The organism is Mycobacterium sp. Soil_C_30, assembly GCF_057656995.1.
The window spans coordinates 160,297-186,898 of the sequence record NZ_JBDGJH010000003.1 but is presented as its reverse complement, the minus strand read 5'-3'; the positions used below and the strand labels follow the sequence as shown (position 1 = coordinate 186,898).

Here is a 26,602-nt window from a genome sequence, read left to right as displayed (position 1 = left end):
CAGAAAGCTACACAACAGACAAGCATTCAATTCGACAGCGCCGCCACAAGACTCTCCAGGCTGCAAATGCTCAGCTGCCCTTGCGCCGCGGCACCGAAAGATACTTGTACTCGAGGAACTCGTCGATACCGATCTTGCCGCCTTCACGCCCCAGACCAGACTGCTTCACCCCGCCGAAGGGCGCAGCAGGATTGGAAACGACTCCGGTGTTCACACCCACCATGCCGACTTCGAGGCGCTCACTCAGGTCGAATGCACGATCGATGTCCTGGGTGAACACGTATCCGACCAAACCCCAGTCGGTGTCGTTGGCGTGGTTGACCACTTCATCTTCATCGTCGAACGGAATGACCGGAGCCACCGGGCCAAACACCTCTGTCGTCATCAGGTCGGAGTCGGCGGACACGTCCGCAAGGACGGTGGGCGGGTAGAAGTAACCCGGGCCCTGCGGCAGCTGACCGCCGGTCAGCGCCGTGGCGCCACGCCCGAGCGCATCATCAACGAGTCGTTGCACTTTGGCGCGGCCGGCCGAGTCGATCAACGGTCCCACCTCGACACCCTCGTCGAGTCCATTGCCCACCTTCAGTGCCGCCATCCGTGCTGCGAGGCGCTCGGAGAATGCCGCGGCGATGTCGCGGTGCACGTACATGCGGTTTGCCGCCGTGCAGGCTTCACCCATGTTGCGCATTTTGGCGGCCATCGCACCATCGACGGCGGTATCGATGTCAGCGTCGGCGCAGACAATGAAGGGCGCGTTTCCTCCGAGTTCCATCGACGATCGCATCACCGTGTCGGCCGCTTGCCGCAGCAGCAGCTTGCCCACCTCGGTGGAGCCGGTGAAACTCACCTTGCGGGCTTTGCCACTGGCCATCCAGCGTTGCACGACGGTTGCCGCATCGGTGGTGTTGACGACGTTGAGAACGCCCGCCGGAAGCCCGCTTTCCTGGAGGATTGCGGCCAAAGCCAGTGAGGTCAAGGGAGTCTGGGGCGCCGGTTTGAGCACCATGGTGCATCCGGCGGCGACTGCAGGTGCGATCTTGCGTGTTCCCATGGCCAGTGGGAAGTTCCATGGCGTGATGAGGACGCAAGGTCCGACAGGCTCCCGGGTGACGATGATTCGGTTCGCCCCGTCCCCGGTGGTGGTGTGGTCACCGGAGATGCGGACTGCTTCCTCGGAGAACCATCGCAGGAACTCGGCGGCGTAGGCCACTTCGCCTTTGGCCTCAACAAACGGTTTGCCCATTTCCGACGTCATCACTTGCGCAAGCCAGTCCTGCCGGGCCATCACCAGATCGTAGGCTCGGCGCAAGATTTCGCTGCGGTACCGCGGTGCAGTACGCGCCCAGGATGCTTGCGCAGCGACTGCGGCTGACAGCGCGTCGTCACCATCGGCCGGGCCGGCGTCGGACACAGCTGCGAGCACTTCGCCGGTGGCCGGGTTCTCCACGTCGAAGACATTTCCGCCGGCGGCTTCTCGCCAGTGGCCCCCAATCAGCAGTCCGGTGGGGATGGAAGAGACGGTGTTCATTGTCGTCGGTGCGGTCATGGGTGGGGCTCCTGTCGGCGACGGGGGTCAAGGATCTGCGCAAGGTGGGACGAGGCGCTCGGCGAGAAATTGTTGGTGAGTTGCCGGACTTGCATGTGGCAGCTGAATCCGTCGGTCAGCACCGCGGCGTTCGGGTCAGCCCTCAGTGCCGGCGCAAGCGCCTGTTCGGCAACGGCCATGCTGACGTCGAAGTGTTGGCGCTCGAAACCGAAGTTACCGGCGACGCCGCAGCATCCGGTTGCCTCACGGATGCGCGTGATGCCTACGGCTTCCAGCGCCCGGTGTTGCGTTGTGGCACCGAATACGGCGTACTCGTGGCAGTGAGTTTGGACGGTGACCGTGGACGGCAACGCCACACTCGGTATCCAGCCTCGGTGACTTTGCGTGGTGACTTGTTCGGCGAAGCTGCGCACGCGCCGCGCGACCCGGCGCGCGGCAGGCGTGTCGACCAGCTCGGGCAGGTCTTTACGCAGCGCCGCTGCACAGCTCGGCTCGGTGACAACGATCGGACGGTCTGTCCCGTCATCGAGAGCAGTGGCAGTGTGCAGGAGGAGTTTTCGCGCCTGCCGCAGCTGTCCGGTCGAGATCCAGGTCAAACCGCAACAGACATCCGTGCGAACCTCGGCACAATGTCCGGCGTCCTCGACGACCCGAAGCGCCGCTCCGGCAACCTCGGGCCGGAATCCCTTGGTGAAGGAATCCACCACCAGCACCACATCGCCGTTCTCCGTGCGGTAGGACTTGAGCTCGTCTTGGAGCTGACGCTTGGATGTGAAGCGCGGAAGAGGCCGTTCGGAGGTCAGCCCGCCGAGGCGCAGTCCGATCGAGCGCAGCGGACTGGCCAGAACACCGTTGACGAACGGCGCCGCCCGTGATGTCAGAGCCAGCCAGCGAGGCAGCCAACCCAACGAGTAGTGCGCCAGAGGGCGTAACCGCCCCCGGTAATAATGGTCGAAGAACTCCGCCTTGTACGTCGCCATGTCCACGCCGGTCGGGCAGTCCGACGAACAGGCTTTACAGGACAAACACAGGTCCAGTGCCTCGCGTACGTCCTCAGACGCCCATCCCTGCTCGACACTGCGCGCGCCGCGAACCATGTCCTGCAGCACCCTGGCGCGTCCACGGGTGGAGTCTTTTTCGTCGCCGGTAGCGCGGTAGCTCGGGCACATGACGCCACTGCCATGGGAACGACACCGTCCCACGCCGATGCAGCGCTGGACCGCTTCGGCGAATGCTCCTGCGCCAGAACCATTCACGTCGTGCAGGGCGAACGATGTCTGCCATGGCAGGTCAGGAATTTGCGCCAACGCCAGGTGCTCGGTGACCGGCTCCGGATCGACAATCATCCCGGGATTCAGGATGTTCGTGGGGTCGAAGAGATGCTTGAACCTGGCGAAGGCCTCCATGATGGCCGGGGAATACATCTCCGGCAGAAGGCCCGACCGTGCCCTGCCGTCACCGTGTTCACCCGACAGGGTTCCGCCGTGCTTGACCACCAGGCGTGCAGCCGCGGTGAGGAAGGTGGACATCACCTCCCGCCCCTCGGATGTGCGGGGGTCAAACGTGATGCGGATATGCATGCAGCCGGCCCCGAAGTGTCCGTACATCACACCGATCAGGTGGTGCTGGGCGAGCAGGAGCCGGAAGTCGGCAAGGTAATCGGCCAGGTTCTCCGGAGCGACCGCAGAGTCCTCCCATCCCGGCCACGAGGTGACGCTGGATCCGTCGGGCAACTCCAGGCGCGATGACAGGCCGGCCCCGTCCTCGCGAACGCGCCACAGCTTCTGCCGCTCCGTGGGGTCGCGGACTTCGCGGCAATCGAGAGCTCGCGCATTCGCGCGCAGGTCAGCTCGGAGGTTCTCTGCCTGGGCCCAGACCGTCGCTTCATCGTCCCCGTCGAGGTCGATGTAGAGCCAGGCGCGTCCGGTGGGCAGCGCGGAGACCGCATTCTGTCCGCGCCGCGCTTTCATCGTCGCCACGATCTGCTCGTCGATACCCTCGATCGCAGCCGGCGAATACTGCAGGATCGTCGTGACGTCGCGCGCGGCATCCACGATGTCGTCATAAGCCACGATCAGCAGCAACGCCGACGGCGGCATATCCACCAGCCGCATGGTGGCACCCACCACGATCGCGCAGCTTCCTTCGCTGCCTACGAGTGCGCGGGCGACATCGAAACCGTTCTCCGGCAGCAAGTTCGCCAGTTGATAGCCCGACACCTGCCGTGGGATGCGCGCCAACTCGAGGCGGAACTGCGGCATGTACCCAGCGGCAAGCGATCTCAGGTCGGCAGACAACTCACTGGCCCGCTCAACGGCGCCTGCATCATCGGGGTCGGTGGCCTGCAGTCCAGTTCGGGTCGCGGTGAGTCGTGTTCCATCAGCGAGCACCAGGTCCAGGGACACTACGTGGTCGCTGGTGCGGCCGTGGCGAACTGAGTGATTGCCGCAGGCGTCATTGCCGATCGAGCCGCCTACGGTGGCGCGATTCTTGCTAGATGGATCCGGAGCGAAGGTCAGTTGGTTCGCCGTCCTGCGCTGAACAGCTTCGGTGAGATCAGCAAGGATGACTCCCGGCTCGACGACCGTGGTTCGGCTCGTGTCGTCGACGGAGACGATTCGGTTCATGTGCCGCGAGAAATCGACTACGACTCCCCTGCCGATGGCGTTACCGGCCATCGACGTGCCACCACCTCGCGCGATGATGGGAACACCGGCACGATGGCACACCGCGACAAGACGGCTGACCTCACTGGGGTCGCGGGGAAACGCAACCGCCAGTGGCGCGACGCGGTAGTTCGATGCGTCGTAACTGTACTCGGCGAGACGCCTGCTGGCGGTGTCTATTTCGACGCCACTGGTAGCCAACAATTCGACGATCTCGGCGTGGTCTTGTAGCGCTGTCATCAGCGACGCCATCCAAGCGAGCAGCGCTGCGCCCGGCGTTCTTCGCTCAATGAAGCTCCTCGGCGAGAACGAACGCGAGATTCTCCAGCATGCGGTCAGCATCACTGATCGAGAACGGCAGCGGCGGACGCACTTTGAGGACACTGCCGCGTGGGCCCGATGCAGAGATCAGAATACGGCGCCGGCGCATGTGATTGACCACGCGCAAGGTCGCTTCTCCGTCTGGGGTGTTGGACTCACGGTCGGCCACGATGTCCACACCGATGAACAGCCCGGCTCCGCGCACCTCGGCGATCTGTTCGTAGTCGTTTGCCAGCCTGGCGATCTCGGTCTGGATATAGGCGCCGACTTTCTCCGCGTTGCTAATGAGGCCTTCGTCGTTGATCACGTCCAACACCGCCTGGGCAGCTGCGATGGACACCGAGTTGCCGCCGAAAGTGTTGAAATAGCGGATATTGCGGCCGAACTCCACGAGAAGCTCGGGGCGGAAGGCGGCGGCGGCGATAGGGATCCCGTTGCCCATCGGCTTGCCGGTGGTCATGATGTCAGGTACCAAACCATGCCGCTGGAATCCCCACCAGTGCTGACCGGTACGCCCGAAACCGGGTTGTACTTCGTCGGCAATGAACAGGCCGCCGGCATTGTGGATCTCGTCGACAACGGGCTGCAAGAAGCCCGCGGGGTCTGCGTAGATGCCGTCGGATGAGAAGATCATGTCGGCTATGAATGCCGCAACGCCGAAACCATGGCGTTCCAGATCGGCGATGGCTTCGGTGATTTCACGGTGCATGGCGGCGATCAGGTTGCCGTCTCCGCCGGCGCGGAGTCGGTCGGGTGCGCTGATGGTGCGCACGTGGGGCCCCAGCGGGACGCCGACGCCCAGCGATGGCGAGAAGGCCGACACGTCGGCGGTGAGCCCGTGGTAGGCGCCGGAGGTGACGATGATGCCCTGGTTTCCGGTGTAGTACCGGGCCACGCGCATGGCGAGATCGTTGGCCTCGGATCCGGTGCAGGTGTACATGACGTGAGCCAGTTCGGCAGGCATGGTGTCCAGGAACTGCTTGCTGAAACTGAGAATGGACTGCTGGATGTACCGCGTGTTGGTGTTCAGCGTGGACAGCTGCCGGTGCACGGCATCGACGACGTAAGGGTGGCAGTGGCCGACGCTTGCCACGTTGTTGTAGACGTCGAGGTAGTCATTGCCGTCGGCGTCATAGAGCAACGTACCCGCGCCGCGCACGATTTCGACCGGATCTTCGTAGAAGAGTCGGTAGCCGGGTCCGAGAAGACGGTCGCGGGCATCAACCTGTTCGCGGGTGTGCGGTGGCAGCTCGTCGATGCGTGACCTGTCGAACCCGTTCACCATCGGCTCGGACGCTTTGGGGGTGAAGGCCTTGGTCATCGTCATTCCTTTCCTGTCGGAGCAGCTGCTGCACCTGTAGATGTCAGCAGTGTCTCGACGGTGGGTGTGGCTACCGAGAGCGCGCAACGGAGCCTGGTCCAGTCGAGTGCCGAATGCGACAGTCCGTAGTCACGACTGTCGGGATGAACGGCTGCGCGCCAACTGAAGATCAACGCGCGCAGAAGAAGCCGCGCTGGACCGGCAATCGCCAACAAGGCAACGTCATGGTCTGCCAGTTGCCGCACAGAGCGGTATCCGCGCACGATGTCGAGAGCGCTGTCCCAGGGCCGTTTCTGGTCTACCCCGATCTGGTTGGCCACCGCGACGCTGAGCTCGAAGATCAAGGGGCTGCGCACCACGTCACCGAAATCGATTATCCCCGTGACAAATTGACTGGATGCCGGGTCGACTACGACATTGAAGGGACTGAAATCGCCGTGAATGACCTGCGTTTCCAAGGTTCGCAGCCTGGGCGCGACGACGGCCTCGAACTGGTCGAAGATCCACGTCGCCATGGCCACATCGTCGTGGTCGGTGACCATTTCCAGCAGCGGACGCATGTGCACGAAGTTCTTCAGATCCCAGATCAGTAGCCGGCTGTCTTCCGGGTGGCGAAAGTCGGTCAGTGCGGAATCCAGCCGGGCCAACATCGCACCGACGCTTGCGAACTGGGTAGGAGTGGGTTTCGCCGTGGCAAGAAGATCGCCTTCGAGGTAGCTCAATACTCGTAGGATGCGGTCCTGGCCGTTCGGATCGACGACCGTGGACTCGCGTTGGCTGTAAATGCCGCGAACAAGCCGCTGGGCCGGGATGGCTGGCGCGGAATCCTCGAGGTGCTGCATGACGGCAGACTGGAGATCGACGATATGGGCGGCCTCCGTAGCCGGAGCGATCTTGACCAGAAATTGCCCGCGTGCGGTGGCGAGGCGGAACGTGTCATCCTTCTCGGTGGGAATGCGGTTCAGCTGGCCCGTCAGCTTGTACAGACGGCGGAGTTCGGCTGCGACCTGCTCTTCGGGGAACTTCTCGGCGCTGGACTCCAGCGCGCTCTCCCGGGCGATCTGCGCGAGTTCATCCGAACCGGCGATCACGGCGTCGCTTCCTGCGTCAGTCCGGACTGTGTGGAATAACGCATCAGTGTTGGACAGCTGTCGACGGCGTTCGGCATCCGAGATCTGTTCCTTTGCGATCGGGGGGATACGTCAATCGCGATCGACGTGTGTGTCGAGCTGTGTTCGATCGATCTGCACCGACACTCGGCGCGGCCGTGTCAACTGTAGAACATTAGGGCAGGCGTGTCCAGGCCAAGGACACCGCTGACTCCGCGAGCGCTGAGCCATCTGCGTTGTTGAACAGTTGTACGCTGACGCTATGTCTGTGGCAGATCGCATCCAAATCGTCGGACGCAGCAGCGCACAACAGATTGCCGACGGCCTGATGGACATGATTCTCGAAGGTGAGCTCAAGCCCGGCGAGCGCATCAGGGAAAGTGTGATCGCCGATGACCTGGGAATTTCGCGTAACACGGTTCGCGAAGCCGTGCGACTCCTGCAGGGGACGGGCCTGGTTCGCTACGTTTTCAACCGTGGCCTCGCGGTCTGGGACCCTTCCGACGAAGAGGTTCTCGATATTTACCGCGCGAGACTTCATCTGGAGACTGCGGCCGCGGCGTCAATAGGGCCCGACACCGACCTCACCCCCTTGACTGCCGCGATGGATGCGCTGAAGGCTGCGATGTCGACGGAGGATCCGCGCACCATCGTCGAGAAGGATCTCGATATCCACCGCGCAATTGTCGGGTTGATGAACAGCCCGCGCTTGGACAAGTTCTATGGCGAGCTTCTCGGCGATCTCCGGTACTTCCTTCTTGTCTTGTCGTTGGATCACCATGAGTACGAGAGTGATTCAGCCCTGGAAGAGGAGCATCAGCGGATCGTCACGGCGTTCGCCTCCCGCGATCCAGAGCTGGCTCGCAGCACAATCGCCGATATCATCACGGAAAACCGCGATGAGGTACGCAAGATATTGGCCAAGCGTACGGCCGGCTGACACGCCAACCCGGGTTCGCGGCCCGCCCGCTATCCACCTTTGGTTCGACGCCCTCCGCGGGTTTCCTGGTGCCTGCGCCGCGCTTGGGCGCGGAATCGCGGGCATCAACTGTTCTCACGAGTGCGGTAACGGCCGTGGCCGTCGCCCATTTTCACTTTGTTTGTCTTGCGGACACCGGTCACCTGTGCTTAAGTTCTCCATGTCAACTGTTCAACAATAGGGCACGAGCCGCTCTCCGGTCGTGGGCCCCAGTTTGGAGAAACCTCACATGGCAGACGGCCAGCTCATGTTCGTCGCAGGCGAGCATGTTTCCGCCGCCAGCGGCGCGACCGAAGCGGTGATCAATCCTGCCAACGGCGAACAGATCGCCACGGTCCCCGTCGGCGATTCGTCTGACGTGGATCGTGCAGTGGCCGCCGCAGAACAGGCCTTCGACGGCTGGGCAGCCACCACCCCGGGCCAGCGGGCTGAGCTGTTACTGAAGCTGGCCGACCGGCTGGATTCGCACGCTGAAGAATTCGCACAGCTGGAGTCCCAGAACGTCGGTAAACCCATTGCGGTAGCCCGTGATGAGATTCCATTCGGCGTCGACAACATGCGCTTTTTCGCGGGCGCAGCCCGCGTGCTGGAAGGCCGGGCCGCCGGTGAGTACTCCCCCACCCACACGAGCATCATCCGCCGCGATCCGCTGGGGGTTGTGGGCAGTGTCGCACCGTGGAACTTCCCTCTGGTCATGGCAATCTGGAAGATCTGCCCTGCCCTGATGACCGGAAATACGTTGGTACTCAAGCCCAGTGAGCAAACCCCGCTGAGCACGCTACGGCTGGCCGAACTCGCTGCCGACCTGTTCCCGCCCGGCGTCTTCAACGTCGTCACCGGCCACGGCGACACCGTGGGCGCGGCGCTGACCTCCCATCCTCGGGTGAGAATGAGCTCGCTGACCGGTGACACCGCCACCGGCAAGGTCGTCGCCCGCGCCGGCGCCGACAATCTCAAGCGTCTTCACCTCGAATTAGGCGGCAAAGCACCGGTTTTGGTGTTCGACGACTGCGATGCCGATCTGGCTATCACCAAGATCTGCGAGGGCGGCTACGGCAACTCGGGGCAGGACTGTATGGCGGCCTCAAGGGTATACATCGCCGACGGGATCTACGACGAATTCGTCGCCGAGCTCACCCGAGCGGTTTCCAAGGTGGCCATGGGTCAGCCCGAGCTCGAATCCACTGAGATGGGCCCCGTCATCTCCGAACGACAGCGCGACCGCATCGCGGGCTTCGTGGACCGGGCGATCAGCTCCGGGCCCGCGGCACTGGCCGTCGGCGGGCTGGGCAGCGGCCCTGGCTTCTGGTACAGGCCGACTCTGGTGATCGATGCCGTGCAGGACTCCGAGATCGTGCAGAAAGAAGTCTTCGGTCCGGTGGTCACGACCACTCGCTTCACCAGCGAGGAGCAGGCCTTCGCCTGGGCCAACGACGTCGAATACGGCCTGGCAGCCTCGGTGTTCACCAGGGACGTAGGTCGTGCGATGCGGGCGGCCCGCAAGCTCCAGTTCGGCACAGTGTGGATCAACGATCACCTGCCGATCGTGTCCGAAATGCCCCACGGCGGCTTCAAGCAGTCCGGTCATGGCAACGACATGTCGATCTATTCCGTCGAGGAATACACCGAGATCAAGCACATCATGATCAACCTCGCATCCTGATCAGAACCGCCTCTCAGCACAAAGATGGAGTCCCCGCGATGACTGTCCCCAGCCGTTCCGTAATAGCGGTCAATCTGTTCTCGATGCTGCCCGGGGTGGACCCGGCGGACTTCGAGCGGTTCTCCACCGAGGTGGACCGGCCTACATGCCTGGCCCACAGCGACATCGTGCTGCGGTTTGAAGCGTTCCGCGTCGACGAAGCGCCTGATGGGGCGCCAGCGGACATCCTGGAGGTCATGGAGGTCAGCGACTGGGCGGCGTGGGAGCAGCTGCGAGACACCCACCCCACGTTGAAACCGGTCATCGACGGCTTCGACAAACTCGTCGACCCGGCCACCGTACGCACCTACTTCACCCACGCCATCTCTGGAGAACTTCAATGAGCAACAGCACCACCTACGATGCGATCATCGTCGGCGCCGGACACAACGGGCTGATCACCGCCGGATACCTCGCCCGGGCAGGCAAGAAGGTTCTTGTCCTCGAGGCCCGCGACGTCGTTGGCGGCGCGTGTACCAGTGAGGAACTGATTTCCGGCGCCACCTGGTCCTCATGCGCGTTCATCGCAAGTCTGCTGCGGCCCGAGATCATTGCCGATCTCGAACTCGAGCGCTACGGCCTCGAGATGTACCAGACCGAGGCCAATGAGGTCAGCATCTTCCCCGATGGCAGCCACCTGTTCATGTGGAAAGACATGGACAAGACCCTCAAGGAGATCGAGAAGTTCTCCAAGCGCGATGCCGGCGCTTTCCTGGACTTCGGCCTGCGGGTCAAGAAGTTCGCGTCCATCCTGACGCCGTTCCTGATGTCGCCTGCCCCCAGTCGCTCCCAGGTGCTGGCCGCGTTCGAAGCTGCCGGCGCCGAAGATCTGTTCAATGAAATGGTTCTGCTTTCGACAAAGGACTTGTTGGACCGATACTTCGAAAACGAACACATCAAGGGGCTTTTCACCTTCTTCGGAATGATCTCAGTCTGGGGTGGACCGTCCACCCCGGGTACCGGCTACGTCTACGGACACCACTCTGTTGGCGAGTTCAAGGGCACGCTCGGCCAGTGGGGCTTCGTCAAGGGCGGCATGGGTGGCATCACCCAGGCGATGGCCCGCAGCGCCGAGGCGCACGGCGCCGAGATCCGGCTGAAGTCGCCGGTGAAGCAGGTCGTGGTCACCAAGGGTCAGGCCACCGGTGTCAAGCTCACCAACGGTGAAACCATCTCGGCACGCACAGTCGTCTCCAACGCCGATCCCCAGCGCTCCATGCTGCAACTGCTGCCGGCCGGCGCCATCGATGCCAAGCTCACCGCAAAACTCCAGGAATACGACGCCCGCGGCTCGATGGCCCGTATCCACCTTCTGATCGACGAGTTGCCCGATTACATTGGTTTCCCTGCAGGCGAATTCGGTCCGCAGCACCAGGCCCAAGCGATCCTCGGCGCCTCCATCGAGAACTTCGAGCGGGCCTGGGAGGCCGAACGCCGCGGAGAGATACCCGACGATTTCGTGATCGAAGCCGTCATCCAATCCACCCACGACGATACGCTGGCGCCCAAGGGAAAACACACCATGACCCTTGGCGTGCAACAACTTCCGTTTGAATTGTCCAGCACCGACTGGGACTCGTTCCGCGACGAATGGGCCGACCGCGTGCTCGAGGTGCTGTTCCGCTATGCCCCCAACCTACGCGGACACATCCTCGAGCGGGTCATCATCACGCCGAAGGACCTCGAACGTGACTATGGCCTGACCGGCGGCAACATCTTCCACGGCGCGATGTTCTTCGACCAGCTGTTCAACAACCGCCCCACGCCGGAGCTGGCCGACTACCGCACCACCGTCGGCAACTACTACCTGTGCGGCTCGGGAACCCACCCCGGCGGCGGGGTGATGGGCGCCAACGGCCACAACGCGGCCCAGGTCGTCATCGCCGATCTCAACGGCACCCCCGCCCCCAGCGCCCGACGCGTCGGCCCAGCCCCCAAGGCCGGCGTCATCGACCGGGCCATGGAGACCGTGATGGACACCAAAGCCGGCAAGAAGCTCGGCTACACCGTCGCGACCAGCCCAGCGCTGCGCAAGGTCGTCAAGTTTGCCGCTCGAAGCAAGACCACCCGCTAACCTCACCGCAAAGGACCTGCGATGCTGCATCAGGATGACCCTCAACCGCTGGCCACCGTGAAAGACGCGCCAGACGGCCCAGCAGGCTTGGCCCGCAACCAGATCGGCGTGCTCGGCATCGTATTCTTCGTCGTCGCCGCCGCAGCGCCGTTGACCGTGGTGGTGGCGCTGTTCCCGGTCATCATCGGCGCCGGCAACGGTGTCGGCATCGCTGGCGCCTTCGTGCTGGTGGCCGTCGTGCTGACAATCTTCGCCGTCGGTTACGTCGCAATGAGCAAACACATCACCAACGCGGGCGCGTTCTACGCCTTTATCACCCGAGGCCTCGGCCGACCACTCGGACTCGGGTCAGCCTCGCTGGCGATCTTCGCTTACAACGCCATCCAGCTTGGCGTTATCGGCGGCTTCGGTTACTACGCAGCAGAATTCGTTTCGAAACACAGCGGCGTACCGGTTCCGTGGTGGGTGTTCTCGTTCATTGCCATGGGGGCGTCGCTGTTCCTGGGTGTCCGCCAGATCCACGCCGGTGCGCGCGTTCTCGCCGTACTACTGACCTTGGAGACCGCGATCATCCTGATCCTCAACATCGGTATCCTCTTCAACTCACCGACACCGATCAGCGACTACTCGTTCGAACCATTTGCACCGTCGGCGGTGTTCGCCGGCGCCATAGGGGTCGCGCTGATGTTCGCCCACGCGTCCTTCATCGGGTTCGAAGGTACCGCGATCTACGGCGAGGAAGCCAAGGACCCCAAGCGCACCGTGCCCCGCGCCACCTATGCTTCCGTGATCTTCATGGGCGTGTTCTACGCGGTTACCGCGTTCCTGATCGTCAACGCCGTCGGGGTGAGCAACGTTGTCGACCTGGCCGGAACCGAGGGCGGCAACCTGGTTTTCGCAGTCAGCGACAGCGTGCTTGGGCGCGTCGGCACCGAAGCCTTCCAGCTGTTGGTCATCACCAGCTTGTTCGCTGCCATCCTCACCTTCCACAACAACGTCGCCCGGTACCTGTATTCGCTGGGCCGACAAGGGGTCATCTGGTCCAAGCTCGGCACTACACATGCCACCCGGCAGTCTCCCGCGTTGGCGTGTTACGTCCAGATCGGCATGGTCGCGGTCGTAGTCGCGATCTTCGCAGTCCTCGGCTTGGATCCCTACACCACATTGTTCACCTGGTGGACAGGCGTCGGCGCAGCGGCGATCATCCTGTTACAGACCATCGCCAGCATCGCGATCTTCGTCTTCTTCCGCCGCTCCGATGTCGACAAGCGGCCCTGGAACACTTTCATTGCACCACTGCTCGGTATCGCCGGTCTGCTGCCGTTCCTCTGGTACGCGGTCACAGGGATGGACGTGCTGCTCGGCGGCGGCGGCTGGCTGCAGATCACCTTCACCGCAATGCTGTTCGCCTCATTGGCTATCGGCGTTATCGGCGCATACATCATCAAAGCCCGGTCGCCACAACGCTACGCGCAGCTCAACTCCACACTCGGCGACCGCGTTTGATGCAGTTGTCAGTACTGGCCTGTGAGTCGTCAATCAGGCCGGGTCGTCTCGCAGCACCTCTCGATTGAGTCTCGGCGCAGGCGTTTCTCAAGCACCAGAACGTCCGGCTGTCGCACGCTCCGCTGTCTGCCGCCAGTTTGGAGGAAATGGCCAATCATGGTGCTTTGCCGAGACTCGGTGGCCTCCGGGCCACATGACGGCGACTAACCGCTGCCTCCCGCACAACAGTCCGGCAGCATCACCGGCTGTCAGCGCAGCAGTGCGCGGCTCGCCACCACACGCTGGATCTGGTTGGTGCCCTCATAGATCTGGGTGATCTTGGCATCACGCATCATCCGCTCCACCGGCAAGTCCGCGGTGCACCCGGCCCCGCCGAACAACTGCACCGCATCGGTGGTGACCTCCATGGCGATATCAGAGGCAAAACACTTCGACGCCGCCGAGATGAACCCCAGATTGCCCTCACCACGCTCGGCCCGCGCCGCCGCCGAGTAGACCATCAGCTCCTCCGGCCCGGTAAACAGATCAGCTGACCAATTGCTATTCATCACTGCCCTCCAGTTGCGGTCAACGACTGCGCCCTCACTCGCCCCAGAACTTCCTCGGCCTGCGCCACAATTGATTTCACAAGCTGACTGACGGGCAGTACGTCACGTATCAACCCCTGTGCCTGACCGGCCCACCACATCCCGCCCTCCATGTCACCGGCACCCAGAACAGCCCGCCGGCCCCGCGCGCCCGACGCCAGTTCCGCAACATCACTGAACGTCGACTCCGGGTCGCGTCCGATGCGGTTGATCTCCTCGGAGATCGCGTTGCGAGCCACCCGAGCGGTATTGCGCAGGTTCCTGAAGACCAGCACGGTGTCCAACTCGTTGTTGCGAACCAGTTGCTGTTTCACGTGGTCGTGAATCGGAGCCTCGACCGTTGCCATGAACCGGGTGCCCATATTGACTGCGCACGCGCCCAAGCACAGCGCAGCGGCGAGCCCCCGCCCATCAGCAATACCGCCGCTCGCAATCACCGGTACGTCCAGCGCGTCCGCAGCCGCGGGCACCAGCACCAGTCCTGGAACGTCGTCCTCCCCAGGATGGCCCGCACACTCGAATCCGTCGATGCTGATGATGTCGACGCCCATCCGCTGCGCCGTCAGTCCGTGCCGGACGCTGGTCGCCTTGTGGATGACGGTGACACCGGCGGCCTTCAGATCGGCGATGTGATCCTTGGGATTCGATCCGGCGGTCTCCACGAATCGAACGCCGGCATCGATGATGACGCCGCGGTATTCGTCGTACGGCACTGGAGAGATGGTCGGCAGGAGCGTCAGGTTAACCCCGAACGGCTGGTCGGTGAGACCACGGGTTCGCGCAATTTCGCGCGCCAACGCCTCCGGTGTGGGTTGGGTGAGCGCGGTGAGGAAACCCAGGGCCCCGGCGTTCGCAACAGCCGCAATCAACTCGGCAGTGCCGAGCCCCGTCATTCCGCCGCACAGGATGGGATGCCTGATGCCTGTGCGTTCGGTGAATGCTGTGCTGATCACCGGTGGCTCACCTCTGCCTCGTTCTCGAGAATATGTATGGTGCAGACACCACCGACGCCCACCATATGGACCAGTGCGGTGGCGGCATCTGCATGCTGGCGGCCGATCGCTTCACCGCGGAGCTGACGCACCGACTCGCAGACCTGACCAATTCCGGTCGGGCCGACGGGATGTCCCATCGCGAGCAACCCGCCGGATGGGCTGACCGCCACCCTCCCGCCTATGTCGAGCGCGCCGTGCGCGAGATCATGCAGCGCCTTGCCCTCTGCACAAACCCCCATGGCTTCCAGGTACATCGGTTCCTCTACCGAGAACGCGTCGTGCAATTCCACGATGTCGAGCCCGTCCGGGCCGATGCCAGACTGTTCGTAGGCTTCCCGCGCCGCTTCGCGCGTCACGGCCTCCTCTTCGTTCCCCACCGCGTTGTCACGATTGGGCTGTGTCTGATGCACCGCCGCGCGCACCCTGACACAACGGCGACGTTCAATACCCAACCGGGTCAACCCTTCCGCGGAGGCCACGATCGCAGCGGCGGCACCTTCTCCCACAGGTGTGCACTGCAGGCGGGTCAGGGTGCCCGAGATGTATGGCGGTTCGAGCACTTCTTCGAGCGTCCGCGCCTTGCGCCGCTGCGCATACGGGTTGAGCGCCCCATTGCGGTGGTTCTTGACGGCTACCTCGCCGAGCCGCCGGGGATCTGCTGCGCGCTGCTCCAACCAGTGCTCGGTGCGCAACGCGAACATGGTGTGGAACTCCATGCGACCGTCGACCAGTCCGGGAATTCCCGACTTGCTCACCGCGTCTGGAGGGAATTCAGCCTTGTCGACGCCTACTGAGAGACTCACATCACATCGCCCGCTGGCCACATCAAGAACCGCCTGGCGGAAAGCCACCGACCCGGACGCTGACGCACTTTCGACCTGCACGACGGGGAGGCCGGTGCGGCCCAGGTATCGCGTCAGGGTGGGTGCAGCAGCCATCCCGATCTTTGCCGACCCGACGAACGCGCTGTCCACGTTCTCCCACACGATCGCGGCATCGCTGAGCGCGTCCCGGACCGCCGCCAGACCCATGGTCAGATAGGTCGTCGCCGAGGGCCTTTGATAGCCATACATTCCGATGCCGACTACGTAGACGGGCATGTCCTTCAACAAGTTCCTACCCATCAGGCTGACTCCCCATCGGCGGTGAAGACCACCAACTCGTCGCTTCGGTCTGTTTCCAGGTGGCCCACGACGCGCTCCCCCGCCGGAAATGGAGTAGCCAGAATCGCCTGCACAACAACCGATTTCTGATCAAGCACGATGTCGCCCACAGTGAAGGGCGTTGTCAAATACGGATGCGCGCCGACGGTCACCGCAGCGGTCAGCGTCCCCGTCGCGGGTACCGTCAGAGTCGTCAGGCCTTCTGCCCCAGAACCGCACGATTCACAGCCGTGCAGCTGAGGCGGGAAGAAGGTGTGGTGGCAAACGGTGCAGCGTCCGAGAACCAGCCGGAGAACACCTGCGCCGGCCACCCACGGTTTCTCGTTCACGGTGTTGTTCCTTCCTGTCGTTCCACAACGCCGAGCACGAGCTTGCCGAAGTGCTGATTGCGTTCCATCCGGGCGAATGCTTCATCCACCTGATCAAGCCGATACACACCTGCGACCGGCATCATGATGCGGCGGGCACCGATGGCCTCGTTGAGATCCCGAGTGGCTGCCGCGACGACGTCGCTGACCTCCTTCGGACCCCTTGTGCGAAAGGTTGTTCCCACGTACTGGATCCGCCGCAACGAGTGCAGATCGAAGTCGACAGCGCCTTGTTCGCCTCCCACCCGTCCGATATTGACCACCCGGCCGCCCACCTTGGTGGCCTGCATAGCAGGGATCACCAACGGGCCGGCAACGAGATCCAAAAGAATATCGACGCCCTCGTCACCGGTAGCGGAGAGGACGGCGGCTACCCAGTCGTCGGCGCGCGAGTCCACAGCAAGATCCGCTCCGAACTTGCCGAGTCGCCGGCGTCTATCGGCGTCGGTGGACGTGCCGATGACCAAGCCCGCGCCGAGCTCCCGCGCGATCTGTAACCCCATCAATCCCATGCCCGAACTTGCGCCCTGGATCAGTACACTCTGTCCGACCCGGAACCGTGCCTGCGTGACCAGCGCGTCGTGCATTGTCTGCAACCCGACGGGTAGCGTCGCGGCCTCGTGGTAGGACAGTGCCTCTGGGATTTCGAGGATCACACCGGGGTCCGCGGTGAGGAACTCTGCGAATGCGCCTGCGACGGCACCCATCACGCGCTGCCCGGCGGCCCAGCCGGTCACATCGGAGCCGACCTCGACGATCTCGCCAGCCCATTCCATGCCGCAGGCCTTACCCAACCCGCCCGACGCGCCATGGACAAGACCTCGAGCCATCCTGAGATCAATGCGATTGAGCGCGGCAGCGTAGACCCTCACCAGTACCGCATCTCGGGCCAACATAGGAATGGTGACCTCGGCGAGTGCCGGCCCCTGCTCAGTTGCGATGACGGCACGCATCAGTTGTTGCCGGGGGTCGCGGTGGTGGCCGCCAGGTCCAGCGCTTCTGCCCACGGTCGGATCGGGACGCGGCCGTCCCACCCGACCGCAGCGTTCCTGATGGCGCCGAAGACCGCACGCTTGGCGGGACTGCGCTCGGAGAGCTCGACAGCGTAACCGTCCGGGTCATCGGTCTCGAAATAGACGAAACGCCCTCCGCTGAGGACCCCTCCATGGGCAAGCCGATAGCCGGCATTCTGCGCCGCCTGGAACTCCGTGTCGAAATCGTCCGTCCAGTAGGCCACATGTTGCAGCCCTTGCCTGCCCGATGCTGCGAACTCGTGCCACAGACTCGGGGAGTCGCCGAGTGGCTGGATCAGCTCGATCTGCATGTTGCCCGTGTTGGCCAACGCGGCGGCAAAGGCTGCGTCCGAGGCGTGGCCACGATGTGCGAACAGTTCCGGCTTGATCTCGTCGGCCACGAAGAAGGGCCCGACCTTCAAAAACTCAACCCAGTGCTTCACCGCCTTGTCCAAATCTGTCACGACGAAGCCGAGTTGGGCGATGGCGCCCGTGCTGGTGATCATCAGGTGTCCTCTCGATGTAGTTATCTGGTGAGCTCGAAGCTCGAGGTGTCGCGGTCCCAGGTACGTGCCGTTCGCCCCTCAGCACGCAGGCGATACTTCTCAACACGATGAGTCGGGGTTTTCGGAAGCTCGTCACGGAACTCGACGAATCGCGGTACGGCGAAGTACGGCATGCGGCTGTCGCAGTGTTCGATCAGTCTCAGCTCGTCAAGCTGTGATTGCGGGCGGCGAACAACGAAGATCATCACCTCGTCTTCGCCGACGTCGGAAGATACCGCAATCGCGGCGGATTCGATGACGTCGGGATGAGCGTTGATCACGAGCTCGACTTCGAACGCCGAGATGTTCTCACCCCGGCGTCGAATGGCGTCCTTCTTGCGGTCGACGTAGTAGAAGTAGCCGTCGTCGTCGCTTCGGAGTAGATCTCCGCTGTGGAACCACAAGTTCCTGCTGGCTTCCAGCGTAGCGTCAGGCATCCCGTGATAGCCCGTCATCATGATGTCCGGAAAACGCGGCCGGAACACCAACTCACCGATCTCGCCCACCGACACCGGCTCATCATGATCGTCGACCAAAGCGACGTCGTAACCGCAGATGGCCCTGCCCACCGAACCCACCCGTCGACCGTCGATCGGGTTCGCCAATGCCACACAGTTCTCCGTCTGGCCGTAGCTCTCCAACAAGGTGACGCCGAATCTCTCTTCGAACAAACGGAATTGATCGGCGGGCGCAGCCGCGCCCAAGGCGAGTTCCACGTAGTGTGACCGATCGAGATCAGACGGCGGGTTCTTGAGAAGAATCGGGATCATTCCGCCGATGTAGTTGAATCGGGTAGCCCGCCACTGACGTAGCCGGTCCCAGAATCTCGAGGCCGAGAATCGAGAGTCGAGAATCACCGACGCGCCAGACACCAAGCCGGTCATCAGGGTCAGGCATTGCGCGTTGGCGTGAAACAGAGGCAGGCAGGTGTACAACCGATCGCTCTCGGTGACTCGCCCATGGTCCGCGCAACGGACACCACTGAACCAGAAGTAGTTGTGGCTGAGCAGGATTCCTTTGGATCTACCGGTAGTACCGGAGGAGTAGAGGATTGCCATCTGGTCCGTTGACCTCACCACAGGCCGAACCGGTTCCCGGTCTGACTCGAGGACCGACCAGTCACGTAGCCGTGGGTCGACGTACGCCGACGGCACTGAGCCGTGTGCGATGAGATGGCGCAGACCCGCGAATGCTTTCTCACCGGGAACGAAGCGCGGCAGGTACTCCGCCGCGACCACGGCGACCTTCGCACCGCTGTCAGCGACGATGTGTTCCAAGGACATTCCCTTATAGGCGGTGTTGACCGGCACTTCCACAGCGCCGATTTGCGCACACGCGAACCACACCGCAACGAATTCGGCGCAGTTGGGCAGCATTACGAGCACCCTGTCCCCATGCTCGATTCCAAGGTTTTGGAGGCCGGCGGCGATTCGGTTGGTCCACTGTTCGAACTGCCCGTACGTCCAGCCGTGGTCATCCGTGACCAGGAATTCGGCGTCCGGATGCGCAGCGGCCTGTCGTTGCAAGATTCTGCCCAGCGTGCGGTGCTCCCGTTCGGTGCGGAAGAGGTGATCCATCAGAAACTCCTTGTGGTTCGTGTCGCCCGCGGTCAGCGGACGAGTCGGCTGCCGCCATCGACGGTGATTTCCGCTCCCGTGACATAGCTGGCGGCGTCGGAGACCAGGAAGGCCACCACCTCGGCTACTTCTTCAGCGGTGCCCTGCCTACCGAGTGGGACCCTGCGCACGAAATCGGTGTCCGAGGAGGCCCCCGAGGTCGTCAGGATCCGATCGACCATCGGCGTCGCGATGACCCCTGGGTGGACAGAATTGCACCGCACACGCGGAGCGCCCAGGGCGGCAATTGTTTTGGATAGCTGCGCGACGCCGCCCTTACTGGCACCGTAAGCCACGTTGTATGCGGTGGGATAGTACGAGGCGATGGAGGCGATGTTCACTATCGATCCGTGATCACGCATCAGCGGCAGAATGTTCTGGCATGCCAGGAACGTTCCGGACAGATTGACGCCGAGAACGTGGTTCCAGTTCTCCATCGAACACTCCGCGAGAGTGGATCGGCCGAGCTCACCCTGGACACCTGCGGCGTTGACCAACACGTCGAGCCCATCGCCGCTTTCCTTGAGAGTGCTGGCGAATCGCTGCCAATCTGCCACTGAGCCGACGTCGAGGTACTGGAAGGCGATACCGGCCGGTCTGTTCAGAGGTTCCATCACGTCGATGGCAGTCACGAGATAACCCTGGGCACGCAGCTTGGTTGCAGCGGCGAAGCCAATTCCGCTGGCGCCGCCCGTGACGACAGCTGATCGAACAGGTTGGGTAACGGTCATGGATCCTCCGTACGGTCATGCGCTGTCGCGTTCAGTTTGTTTGTCAACAAGCCAATAACTTCGAGACCTGCATCCGGTGGTTGTGTGTGCCGGCGCCGCCCTCGAGGAAAGACGGCCTCGTTAGGGTCTAGATCGATTCTTCTTGAGGTCGACGCGAGAGTCGACCGTCAACGAATGCCAGCGTCTCGGCTGCCGCCCGGTCGAGGTCAACCGAGTTGTCGAGCAGCAGTTGCACAGCCACCCCGCGCAGCATTGCGATGAGTACTGTGGTGAATCCTTCTGTATCGAGGTCGCGCGGAAGTTGCTCGGTATGAATACCTTTGGTGATCCGGGTACGGATCTCATCCTTGAACCGCTCCTCTGCGGCAGCGACATGCGAGCGATCGATCTCTGACCCCTCCACTGCCGCCGCGGCCCACAGCGCCACCCGAGCACGAATCATCGGATCACTTTTGCCGAGCCCGCGATAGTAGGCAAGGACGATCTCACGAATTCCGTCCCGGACGTCGGCATCCGGATCGTGCGCGGCGAGGTCTCGATGAAAATCCTCGGTAACCGTGTCCATGATGCGGCGAATGAGGGCGTTCTTGGACCCGAAATGATGACTGGCGAGTCCCCGGCTGTATCCGGCGCGGGTGCCAATGTCGTTGAACGTCATACGCGTCGGGCCGACTTCACCAATGAGCTCGGCGGCGGCGACCAGCAGTTTGTTCTCAGCCTCGAGTCGCCGTTCGGTCTGGCGTCCGCGCGGGCGCTTGTGCTCCTGCGTCATGGGATCGATCTCCATTCCTCTACGGTCTGCTAGACAGTGGTCTTTCGACAAACATTAATTTCACCGTGATGGTGCGCTCTTCTCAGTTTGATGGATTGGCGTGTTCCCGACGTGAGCGAGGTCCGCACCGTTTCGTTCGGGCATGAGCCACGCCGTCAAACCTGTGACCAGAGCTGCGCCGATCACCCATGCCGGGGCGAGCCAACTGTATCCGTGAGCATGCAGATATTCGTTGAGATACGGTGTCGCACCGCCGAACACGGCGACCGACACCGAGAAGGCCAACCCGATTCCCATCGTGCGCTGACGGGTACTGAACTGTTCAGCAAGCGCAGCGGCCTGCAGTGCGCCCGTTGCGGTAGCAAGCACCCAAGCGATTGTGCAGGCCACGAACAGCGACCAGGCACTCGCTCCAGCCAGAGTCAACAACGGTATCTGCAGGACTATCACGAGCAGAGCCCACCCGATGAAGACTGGTCGTCTCCCGATCTTGTCGCTGAGGCGCCCCCACAACGGAAGACAACCGAGAGCTATCAATTGCGCACCTGCGAGGGCGAGGTAGGCCGACTGCGCAGATACACCCTGGTGCACGATCGCGTAACTCGGAATGTATGTGAGCCAGGTGTACTGAAATACAGTCAGACCGCAGATCAATCCGATACAGATGAGCACGGGGCGCAGCAGACCCGTCGAGGACGTGTTCACTGCGGTGGCCGAAAGCTGCGACTGTTGGGTGAACACCTCCGACTCCTGCATCTTCCTCCGCAGGAGCAGCACGCAGAAGGATCCGACCGCCCCGACGATGAACGGCACTCGCCAAGCCCATTCGGCGACAGCCTCCTGCCCCAGGAGAACGGTGAGCGCAACCCCGAGGACGAACGCGAACACAGTTCCGATGAGCACCGCCACGTACGCGAAACTGCTCCAGGCTCCACGCTTTTGCGGCGGCGCGAGTTCGGCGATGTACGAATACGACGTGGCGCTTTCGCCACCATGGGCGAAGCCCTGCAGCATCCGAGCCAACAGCAAGAGCAGCGAAGCCCACACGCCGAGACTGTCGTAGTCGGGCAAGAGGCCAATGAGCAGACTTCCAGCTCCCATCACCAGCAAGGTGATGACCAGCACGAACTTGCGACCCCGACAGTCGGCAATCCGACCGAAGACAATGCCTCCGATCGGACGCATGAAGAAGCCGACCGCGAAGACGGCGAAAGTAGACAACAACGCCGATACAGGATCTGAATTGTCGAACATCGCCGCCGCGATGAACGGCGCGAAGATGCCGTAAATCGCCCACTCGTACCACTCGAACGAGTTCCCGACTGTGATCGCGGCCAGAGTACGTATCTTGCGGTTCATCCGCACCGAATCGCTGTTGAGTTCGCCCATGAGGACAAGCACCTCTCCGTGAATAAACATGCCCGAGCGTTTGCGTCGACGGTGTGTGAACGGCGGCCCTGAGCACCTAGGGGTAACCTAGCTCACATGTTGGTTGGCTGACAAGCAAATTTTGTATCGACTTTTAAATCGTGGCGTCCGGTGCGGGAGATCGCGGCGGCGGAACCCACCCGGCGAGGCTTCCCGATCAACACCCGCCTCATCGTTAACATCGGCCCGTGCAGGACTCACCGGAGAATCGTGGCCTTCGTCCGCCACGCCCGGTATCGAGGCGCGACGCGCTGCGATACGCCGCCGCTGCGTCGACGCTGGCGGGGCTGAGCGCGGCGTCCGCTGGCCTCGGCAGTCCCACGGCGGCAGCCGCCGCTCCGATGCTGATCGATTACGCCGCGCACCAGATTCCGGCCGAACACATCAAAGCCGCCGGGTACGCCGGAGTGGTCAACTATGTTTCACTCTCGCGTCCCGGCACCAACTTCGGCGCCAAGCCGATCACCCGGCCCTACGCCGAATCACTGGCCAGAGCCGGGCTGGTGATCATCAGCAACTACCAGTACGGAAAGCCGGGCGGCAGCGCACCGTCGGACTTCACCCGCGGGTACGCCGGCGGTGTCGCCGACGCCCGGGCAGCCTGGCAGCTGCACACCGCGGCCGGTGGCGCCCGCAACGCTCCGATCTTCTTCTCCGTCGACGAGGACATCAGCCTCGATACATGGAACAGCGTTGCACTGCAATGGTTCTACGGGATCAACTCCGTGCTGGGCGTGCAGCGCACCGGAGTGTACGGGGGCATCGATGTGTGCCACTGGGCGGCAGTCTCCGGCGTCATCGGGAACTCCCGCACCCCCGGACGCGTGTGGGCTTGGCAGACCAAGGCCTGGTCGGGCAATCGGGTTCACCCCAACGCCGTTCTTTACCAACGCATCGTGGCCACCAAGTCGAATCCGGGCCCGCTGGTCGGGGGCTACGAAGTCGACGTCAACGACGTCCTGGCCCAGGATTGCGGCCAGTGGAATCTGCATACGTGAGGTGACCGCCGAGGCCGGTCAGAGCGCCACCTTTTTCGCGGACGTGGAAGAAATCGCGCACCGACCGCGTAGATACCTAACATGACGACCTTTCACATCGGCTCCTACACCGTCAAGCGCGTTGGCTTCGGTGCAATGCAGCTTCCCGGCCCCGGTGTGTTCGGGCCGCCGCGCGATCACGACCAGGCGATCGCGGTGCTCAAGCGGGCGGTGGAACTGGGCGTCGACCACATCGACACCGCGCAGTTCTACGGCCCCAACGTCTCCAACGAGCTGATCCGCGAGGCGCTGTACCCCTACCCCGAGGGCCTCGCGCTGGTGTCCAAAGTGGGCGCCCGGCGCGATGGCGACGGCAACTGGATCGCCGCGCAAGAACCCGATGAGCTGCGAGCTGACATCGAGGAGAACCTGCACACCCTGCAGACCGACCGCCTCGCCGCGGTCAACCTGCGCATCCATTCCGGGGATCCCAACACCGTCGGACCCGTCGACCGCGAACTGTTCGACCGGCAGCTGACCGCCATGATCGCCGCCCGCGACGAAGGCCTCATCGGAGGCATCGGTCTGTCCGGCGTCTCCGTGGACCACCTGCGGATCGCACTCGACCGCACCGACATCGTCACTGTGCAGAACGCGTACAACCTTGTCGACAGGTCGTCGCAACCGGTGCTCGACCTCGCCGCCGAACACGACATCTCATTCGTCCCCTTCTTTCCACTGGGTTCGGGCTTCACCGCAGACAACCCGGTGCTGGGTAACCCCGCTGTGAAGCGAGCCGCAGCCGACCTCGGCCGCACTCCTGCACAGATCGCTCTGGCGTGGACGCTGTCGGTGGCTCCCAACGTGCTGCTGATCCCCGGCACGTCGTCGGTGGCACACCTCGAGGAGAACCTCGCCGTCGACGACATCGAACTACCGGAAGGGTTCGCTCCGTAGCCGCGAGGTGCCGACAAGCATCGGGTGTGTCGTCACACCGCCTGCCTCACAATGCAATTGGCTGTGCCAACCGTGCATCAGGAACAGCGCAAAGTCACGGGCCGAGCGCGTCTGCTGCGTCGTCGCGGCACAATGAGGTGATGCGAGTAACCGTTCTCGGTACGGGCGCCATGGGCGCGGGTATGGCGCGATCACTCCTGCGCGAGGGGATCGCGGTCACGGTGTGGAACCGTACGGCAGAGCGGTCGGCGCCGTTGTCAGACGATGGTGCCGTTGTCGCGCTCGATCCGGTTGAGGCCGTCACCGGCGCCGACGTCGTGGTGTCGATGCTCTTCGACACGACAGCGACGCTGGAGGTGATGGCGTCGGTGTTGCCGACAATGGAGGACAACGCGGTATTCGTCCAGTGCGCGACGGTCGGTGTCGAAGGTGCTTCACGAACTGCGTCGCTTGCTGCCGAGCAAGGCGTCGCCTTCCTGGACAGCCCGGTGCTCGGGACCAAGGCGCCCGCGGAGCAGGGCAAGCTCGTGATACTGGCCTCGGGCGACCCCGCCTTGCATGACCGGGTGATGCCGGCGTTCGACGCGATTGGGGCCAAGACGATATGGGTGGGCGATCAGCCCGGTCTCGGCTCGAGGCTGAAGCTGGTCTGCAACGCGTGGATCAGCGCTCTGGCCGCGGCCGTCGGCCAGTCTTTTGCTCTCGCCGAGAGCCTTGGCGTGGACCAGCAGCTGATGCTCGACGCGTTGGACGGAGCTGCGGCGGACTCGCCGTTCCTGCAGGCGAAGGGCAAGGCCATCTTGGAGTCGTCCTACGCCCCGCAGTTCAGCGTCGACGGGGTCCGCAAGGACACGGGACTGATCATGGACGCACTTGCTGCATCCGGGCTTTCGACAGTACTGGTCGACGGCGTCCGCGCGGCTTTCGACGCTGCCAGCGAGGCCGGCCACGGCGACGATGACATGGCCGCGGTCTATTTCGGATTCTGATGTGATGCTCTCGACAACCGATCATGGGTCGGTAGAGTCGAGAACAACCATGGTGAACAAGCACAGTGTTCAGCGATTCGCGCTGATGCTCGTTGTTTTGGTGACGAGCTCTGTCCTCGGATCAGCTACGGCCATGGCCTCCGAGCTCAGCGACTACCGCTGGGAGCGTCGTCCATTAGTTCTGTTCGCGCCTTCGGACAGCGATCCGAGGCTCGGCGAAACGCTGAGCCGCATCGAGGCCACCCGGTGCGACTTCGATGGTCGTGACATGGTGCTCGGCTCGGTGGTGGCCGACGGCACCAGCACGCTCGATGGTCAGCTCATCGACGCCGATGAGTCCCGACGGCTGGTGAACCAATATGCGATTGATGGCAATGCGTTCACCGTGCTGCTGATCGGAAAAGACGGCGGCGAGAAACTGCGCATCAACGGGGTACCGAACCTGCGAACAATTTATGCCGTGATCGATGGCATGCCCATGCGAAGCCGTGAGATGGATGCCGACCCGAATCGCTGTTGATGTCGGCGACGGTACGGTGACGTGCCGAAGCCAATACCTTGACCTGATGGGCAGGTGCCGGCCCCACACGTTCAGAGGTCATCGGTTCCGGCGGGGCCTTGTCGGCATCTCACTCGCATGCTCGGCGCTTCTCGCGGCGTCATGCGGAAGCCCCGAGCCATCCCCCACCGCAGAGTCAGGCGCCGCCAGTTCAAACGTCGTTCTCGTCAACCTCGACGATGCCCAAGAGGTGACCACCTGGACCACGGTCAACGACCCCGTCATGGGCGGTATGTCCACCTCGAAGATCACGTTCGGCGATGGTGGCCTCGTGTTCTCCGGCACCATCTCGCTGGAGAACAAGGGCGGGTTCGCTTCGGCCCGCAGTCCGCAGGACCCCGGTATCGGGCGACGAGCAGCCGGCGCGAAATCGCTCCGCGTGCACGCCCTGGGCGACGGTAAGACCTACCTGTTGAAGGTGGGCGCTGCAGGACAGCCCTGGTCCTACATCCAGCGTTTCCCCACCGAGGCCGCCGTCCAGCGGACCTACGAACTGCCCATCGAGGGCTTCGAGCCGGTTGGTATGCGCCTCGATCCCGCGCCCGACGCGCCACAGACCCTGGACCCTTCGAGCATCAGCCAGGTGGCGATCTACATTCTCGACAAACAGCAGGGCCCCTTCGAAATCACTGTCAGCGCAATCGACGCCACAGCCTGAGGCCCAAGTGACGAAGATCG

The 26,602-nt window shown here is 63.1% G+C and carries 23 protein-coding genes and 1 pseudogene; 10 read left to right on the top strand and 14 right to left on the bottom strand.

Features of this window, described 5'->3' with window-relative positions; genetic code table 11:
- Positions 1 to 70: 70 nt before the first annotated feature.
- Genes AC3A6P_RS06565 through AC3A6P_RS06550 form a run of 4 tightly spaced genes read right to left on the bottom strand, consistent with a single transcriptional unit; the run spans position 71 to position 6,945 of the window.
- Positions 71 to 1,546: an NAD-dependent succinate-semialdehyde dehydrogenase gene (locus tag AC3A6P_RS06565; protein WP_487689839.1), complete on the bottom strand. Its 1,476-nt coding sequence runs from the start codon at positions 1,544 to 1,546 to the stop codon at positions 71 to 73.
- A complete protein-coding gene (locus AC3A6P_RS06560; protein WP_487690587.1) occupies positions 1,543 to 4,464 on the bottom strand; it encodes an FAD-binding and (Fe-S)-binding domain-containing protein in 2,922 nt (973 codons plus the stop codon). Before AC3A6P_RS06560 ends, AC3A6P_RS06565 begins: the two co-directional genes overlap by 4 nt.
- Positions 4,465 to 4,498: 34 nt before the next feature.
- A complete protein-coding gene (locus tag AC3A6P_RS06555) occupies positions 4,499 to 5,818 on the bottom strand; it encodes an aspartate aminotransferase family protein (RefSeq protein WP_487690586.1) in 1,320 nt (439 codons plus the stop codon).
- A 38-nt stretch (positions 5,819 to 5,856) separates the two neighbouring features.
- Entirely contained in the window at positions 5,857 to 6,945 is a 1,089-nt protein-coding gene (locus tag AC3A6P_RS06550) for a phosphotransferase (protein WP_487689837.1), read from the bottom strand.
- Positions 6,946 to 7,225: 280 nt separating this feature from the next.
- Between AC3A6P_RS06550 and AC3A6P_RS06545 the strand changes: the two genes are divergently transcribed.
- The 5 genes from AC3A6P_RS06545 to AC3A6P_RS06525 all read left to right on the top strand — a co-directional run bounded on the left by AC3A6P_RS06545 (position 7,226) and on the right by AC3A6P_RS06525 (position 13,224).
- Entirely contained in the window at positions 7,226 to 7,903 is a 678-nt protein-coding gene (locus AC3A6P_RS06545) for a GntR family transcriptional regulator (RefSeq protein WP_487689834.1), read from the top strand.
- Positions 7,904 to 8,171: 268 nt separating this feature from the next.
- Positions 8,172 to 9,605 (top strand): gamma-aminobutyraldehyde dehydrogenase, encoded by a 1,434-nt coding sequence (locus tag AC3A6P_RS06540; RefSeq protein WP_487689831.1) that lies wholly within the window; start codon positions 8,172 to 8,174, stop codon positions 9,603 to 9,605.
- Positions 9,606 to 9,643: 38 nt separating this feature from the next.
- The gene (locus tag AC3A6P_RS06535) at positions 9,644 to 9,988 is read left to right on the top strand and encodes a hypothetical protein (RefSeq protein ID WP_487689829.1); all 345 of its coding nucleotides are present in this window, start codon (positions 9,644 to 9,646) and stop codon (positions 9,986 to 9,988) included.
- Positions 9,985 to 11,718: a phytoene desaturase family protein gene (locus tag AC3A6P_RS06530; RefSeq protein ID WP_487689826.1), complete on the top strand. Its 1,734-nt coding sequence runs from the start codon at positions 9,985 to 9,987 to the stop codon at positions 11,716 to 11,718. Before AC3A6P_RS06535 ends, AC3A6P_RS06530 begins: the two co-directional genes overlap by 4 nt.
- A 21-nt stretch (positions 11,719 to 11,739) precedes the next feature.
- Entirely contained in the window at positions 11,740 to 13,224 is a 1,485-nt protein-coding gene (locus tag AC3A6P_RS06525; RefSeq protein ID WP_487689824.1) for an APC family permease, read from the top strand.
- A 248-nt stretch (positions 13,225 to 13,472) separates the two neighbouring features.
- Here the strand turns inward: AC3A6P_RS06525 and AC3A6P_RS06520 are convergent.
- The 10 genes and pseudogenes from AC3A6P_RS06520 to AC3A6P_RS06475 all read right to left on the bottom strand — a co-directional run.
- Positions 13,473 to 13,727, bottom strand: a pseudogene (locus tag AC3A6P_RS06520) (acyl-CoA dehydrogenase family protein); the annotation flags it as partial.
- Positions 13,728 to 13,771: 44 nt separating this feature from the next.
- A complete protein-coding gene (locus AC3A6P_RS06515; RefSeq protein WP_487689821.1) occupies positions 13,772 to 14,764 on the bottom strand; it encodes an NAD(P)H-dependent flavin oxidoreductase in 993 nt (330 codons plus the stop codon).
- Positions 14,761 to 15,906 (bottom strand): thiolase family protein, encoded by a 1,146-nt coding sequence (locus AC3A6P_RS06510; RefSeq protein WP_487689819.1) that lies wholly within the window; start codon positions 15,904 to 15,906, stop codon positions 14,761 to 14,763. The genes AC3A6P_RS06515 and AC3A6P_RS06510 overlap by 4 nt, the downstream gene beginning before the upstream one ends.
- A 23-nt stretch (positions 15,907 to 15,929) precedes the next feature.
- Complete coding sequence (locus AC3A6P_RS06505) at positions 15,930 to 16,298, bottom strand: zinc ribbon domain-containing protein (RefSeq protein ID WP_487689816.1); 369 nt, start codon at positions 16,296 to 16,298, stop codon at positions 15,930 to 15,932.
- Entirely contained in the window at positions 16,295 to 17,290 is a 996-nt protein-coding gene (locus tag AC3A6P_RS06500; protein ID WP_487689813.1) for a quinone oxidoreductase family protein, read from the bottom strand. The genes AC3A6P_RS06505 and AC3A6P_RS06500 overlap by 4 nt, the downstream gene beginning before the upstream one ends.
- The gene (locus AC3A6P_RS06495) at positions 17,290 to 17,856 is read right to left on the bottom strand and encodes a VOC family protein (protein WP_487689810.1); all 567 of its coding nucleotides are present in this window, start codon (positions 17,854 to 17,856) and stop codon (positions 17,290 to 17,292) included. Before AC3A6P_RS06495 ends, AC3A6P_RS06500 begins: the two co-directional genes overlap by 1 nt.
- Positions 17,857 to 17,876: 20 nt before the next feature.
- Complete coding sequence (locus tag AC3A6P_RS06490; protein ID WP_487689806.1) at positions 17,877 to 19,472, bottom strand: AMP-binding protein; 1,596 nt, start codon at positions 19,470 to 19,472, stop codon at positions 17,877 to 17,879.
- A gap of 32 nt (positions 19,473 to 19,504) precedes the next feature.
- A complete protein-coding gene (locus AC3A6P_RS06485; RefSeq protein ID WP_487689803.1) occupies positions 19,505 to 20,242 on the bottom strand; it encodes an SDR family NAD(P)-dependent oxidoreductase in 738 nt (245 codons plus the stop codon).
- Positions 20,243 to 20,369: 127 nt separating this feature from the next.
- Positions 20,370 to 21,029 (bottom strand): TetR/AcrR family transcriptional regulator, encoded by a 660-nt coding sequence (locus AC3A6P_RS06480; RefSeq protein ID WP_487689800.1) that lies wholly within the window; start codon positions 21,027 to 21,029, stop codon positions 20,370 to 20,372.
- A gap of 45 nt (positions 21,030 to 21,074) precedes the next feature.
- Complete coding sequence (locus AC3A6P_RS06475; RefSeq protein ID WP_487689797.1) at positions 21,075 to 22,403, bottom strand: MFS transporter; 1,329 nt, start codon at positions 22,401 to 22,403, stop codon at positions 21,075 to 21,077.
- Positions 22,404 to 22,630: 227 nt separating this feature from the next.
- Between AC3A6P_RS06475 and AC3A6P_RS06470 the strand changes: the two genes are divergently transcribed.
- From AC3A6P_RS06470 to AC3A6P_RS06450, 5 genes are all read left to right on the top strand, one after another.
- Complete coding sequence (locus AC3A6P_RS06470; protein ID WP_487689795.1) at positions 22,631 to 23,440, top strand: DUF1906 domain-containing protein; 810 nt, start codon at positions 22,631 to 22,633, stop codon at positions 23,438 to 23,440.
- Positions 23,441 to 23,521: 81 nt separating this feature from the next.
- A complete protein-coding gene (locus tag AC3A6P_RS06465) occupies positions 23,522 to 24,376 on the top strand; it encodes an oxidoreductase (protein WP_487689792.1) in 855 nt (284 codons plus the stop codon).
- Positions 24,259 to 25,365 carry an NAD(P)-dependent oxidoreductase gene (locus tag AC3A6P_RS06460; RefSeq protein WP_487689789.1) on the top strand — a complete coding sequence of 369 codons (1,107 nt, stop codon included), beginning with the start codon at positions 24,259 to 24,261 and terminating at the stop codon, positions 25,363 to 25,365. Before AC3A6P_RS06465 ends, AC3A6P_RS06460 begins: the two co-directional genes overlap by 118 nt.
- 133 nt (positions 25,366 to 25,498) lie before the next feature.
- On the top strand, positions 25,499 to 25,885 hold the full coding sequence (locus tag AC3A6P_RS06455) for a DUF4174 domain-containing protein (RefSeq protein WP_487689787.1): 387 nt from the start codon (positions 25,499 to 25,501) through the stop codon (positions 25,883 to 25,885).
- Positions 25,833 to 26,582: a CIA30 family protein gene (locus AC3A6P_RS06450; RefSeq protein ID WP_487689785.1), complete on the top strand. Its 750-nt coding sequence runs from the start codon at positions 25,833 to 25,835 to the stop codon at positions 26,580 to 26,582. The genes AC3A6P_RS06455 and AC3A6P_RS06450 overlap by 53 nt, the downstream gene beginning before the upstream one ends.
- Positions 26,583 to 26,602: the final 20 nt, after the last annotated feature.

Excerpts from the sequence above, each read along its gene's own strand:
- AC3A6P_RS06525 (WP_487689824.1), top strand. The coding sequence starts at position 11,740 with ATGCTGCATCAGGATGACCCTCAACCGCTGGCCACCGTGAAAGACGCG.
- AC3A6P_RS06500 (WP_487689813.1), bottom strand. The coding sequence starts at position 17,290 with ATGCGTGCCGTCATCGCAACTGAGCAGGGGCCGGCACTCGCCGAGGTC.
- AC3A6P_RS06530 (WP_487689826.1), top strand. The coding sequence starts at position 9,985 with ATGAGCAACAGCACCACCTACGATGCGATCATCGTCGGCGCCGGACAC.
- AC3A6P_RS06490 (WP_487689806.1), bottom strand. The coding sequence starts at position 19,472 with ATGGATCACCTCTTCCGCACCGAACGGGAGCACCGCACGCTGGGCAGA.
- AC3A6P_RS06560 (WP_487690587.1), bottom strand. The coding sequence starts at position 4,464 with ATGGCGTCGCTGATGACAGCGCTACAAGACCACGCCGAGATCGTCGAA.
- AC3A6P_RS06535 (WP_487689829.1), top strand. The coding sequence starts at position 9,644 with ATGACTGTCCCCAGCCGTTCCGTAATAGCGGTCAATCTGTTCTCGATG.
- AC3A6P_RS06485 (WP_487689803.1), bottom strand. The coding sequence starts at position 20,242 with ATGACCGTTACCCAACCTGTTCGATCAGCTGTCGTCACGGGCGGCGCC.
- AC3A6P_RS06455 (WP_487689787.1), top strand. The coding sequence starts at position 25,499 with ATGGCCTCCGAGCTCAGCGACTACCGCTGGGAGCGTCGTCCATTAGTT.
- AC3A6P_RS06465 (WP_487689792.1), top strand. The coding sequence starts at position 23,522 with ATGACGACCTTTCACATCGGCTCCTACACCGTCAAGCGCGTTGGCTTC.
- AC3A6P_RS06565 (WP_487689839.1), bottom strand. The coding sequence starts at position 1,546 with ATGACCGCACCGACGACAATGAACACCGTCTCTTCCATCCCCACCGGA.
- AC3A6P_RS06540 (WP_487689831.1), top strand. The coding sequence starts at position 8,172 with ATGGCAGACGGCCAGCTCATGTTCGTCGCAGGCGAGCATGTTTCCGCC.
- AC3A6P_RS06555 (WP_487690586.1), bottom strand. The coding sequence starts at position 5,818 with ATGGTGAACGGGTTCGACAGGTCACGCATCGACGAGCTGCCACCGCAC.
- AC3A6P_RS06495 (WP_487689810.1), bottom strand. The coding sequence starts at position 17,856 with ATGATCACCAGCACGGGCGCCATCGCCCAACTCGGCTTCGTCGTGACA.
- AC3A6P_RS06510 (WP_487689819.1), bottom strand. The coding sequence starts at position 15,906 with ATGCCCGTCTACGTAGTCGGCATCGGAATGTATGGCTATCAAAGGCCC.
- AC3A6P_RS06480 (WP_487689800.1), bottom strand. The coding sequence starts at position 21,029 with ATGGAGATCGATCCCATGACGCAGGAGCACAAGCGCCCGCGCGGACGC.
- AC3A6P_RS06545 (WP_487689834.1), top strand. The coding sequence starts at position 7,226 with ATGTCTGTGGCAGATCGCATCCAAATCGTCGGACGCAGCAGCGCACAA.
- AC3A6P_RS06450 (WP_487689785.1), top strand. The coding sequence starts at position 25,833 with ATGGCATGCCCATGCGAAGCCGTGAGATGGATGCCGACCCGAATCGCT.
- AC3A6P_RS06475 (WP_487689797.1), bottom strand. The coding sequence starts at position 22,403 with ATGGGCGAACTCAACAGCGATTCGGTGCGGATGAACCGCAAGATACGT.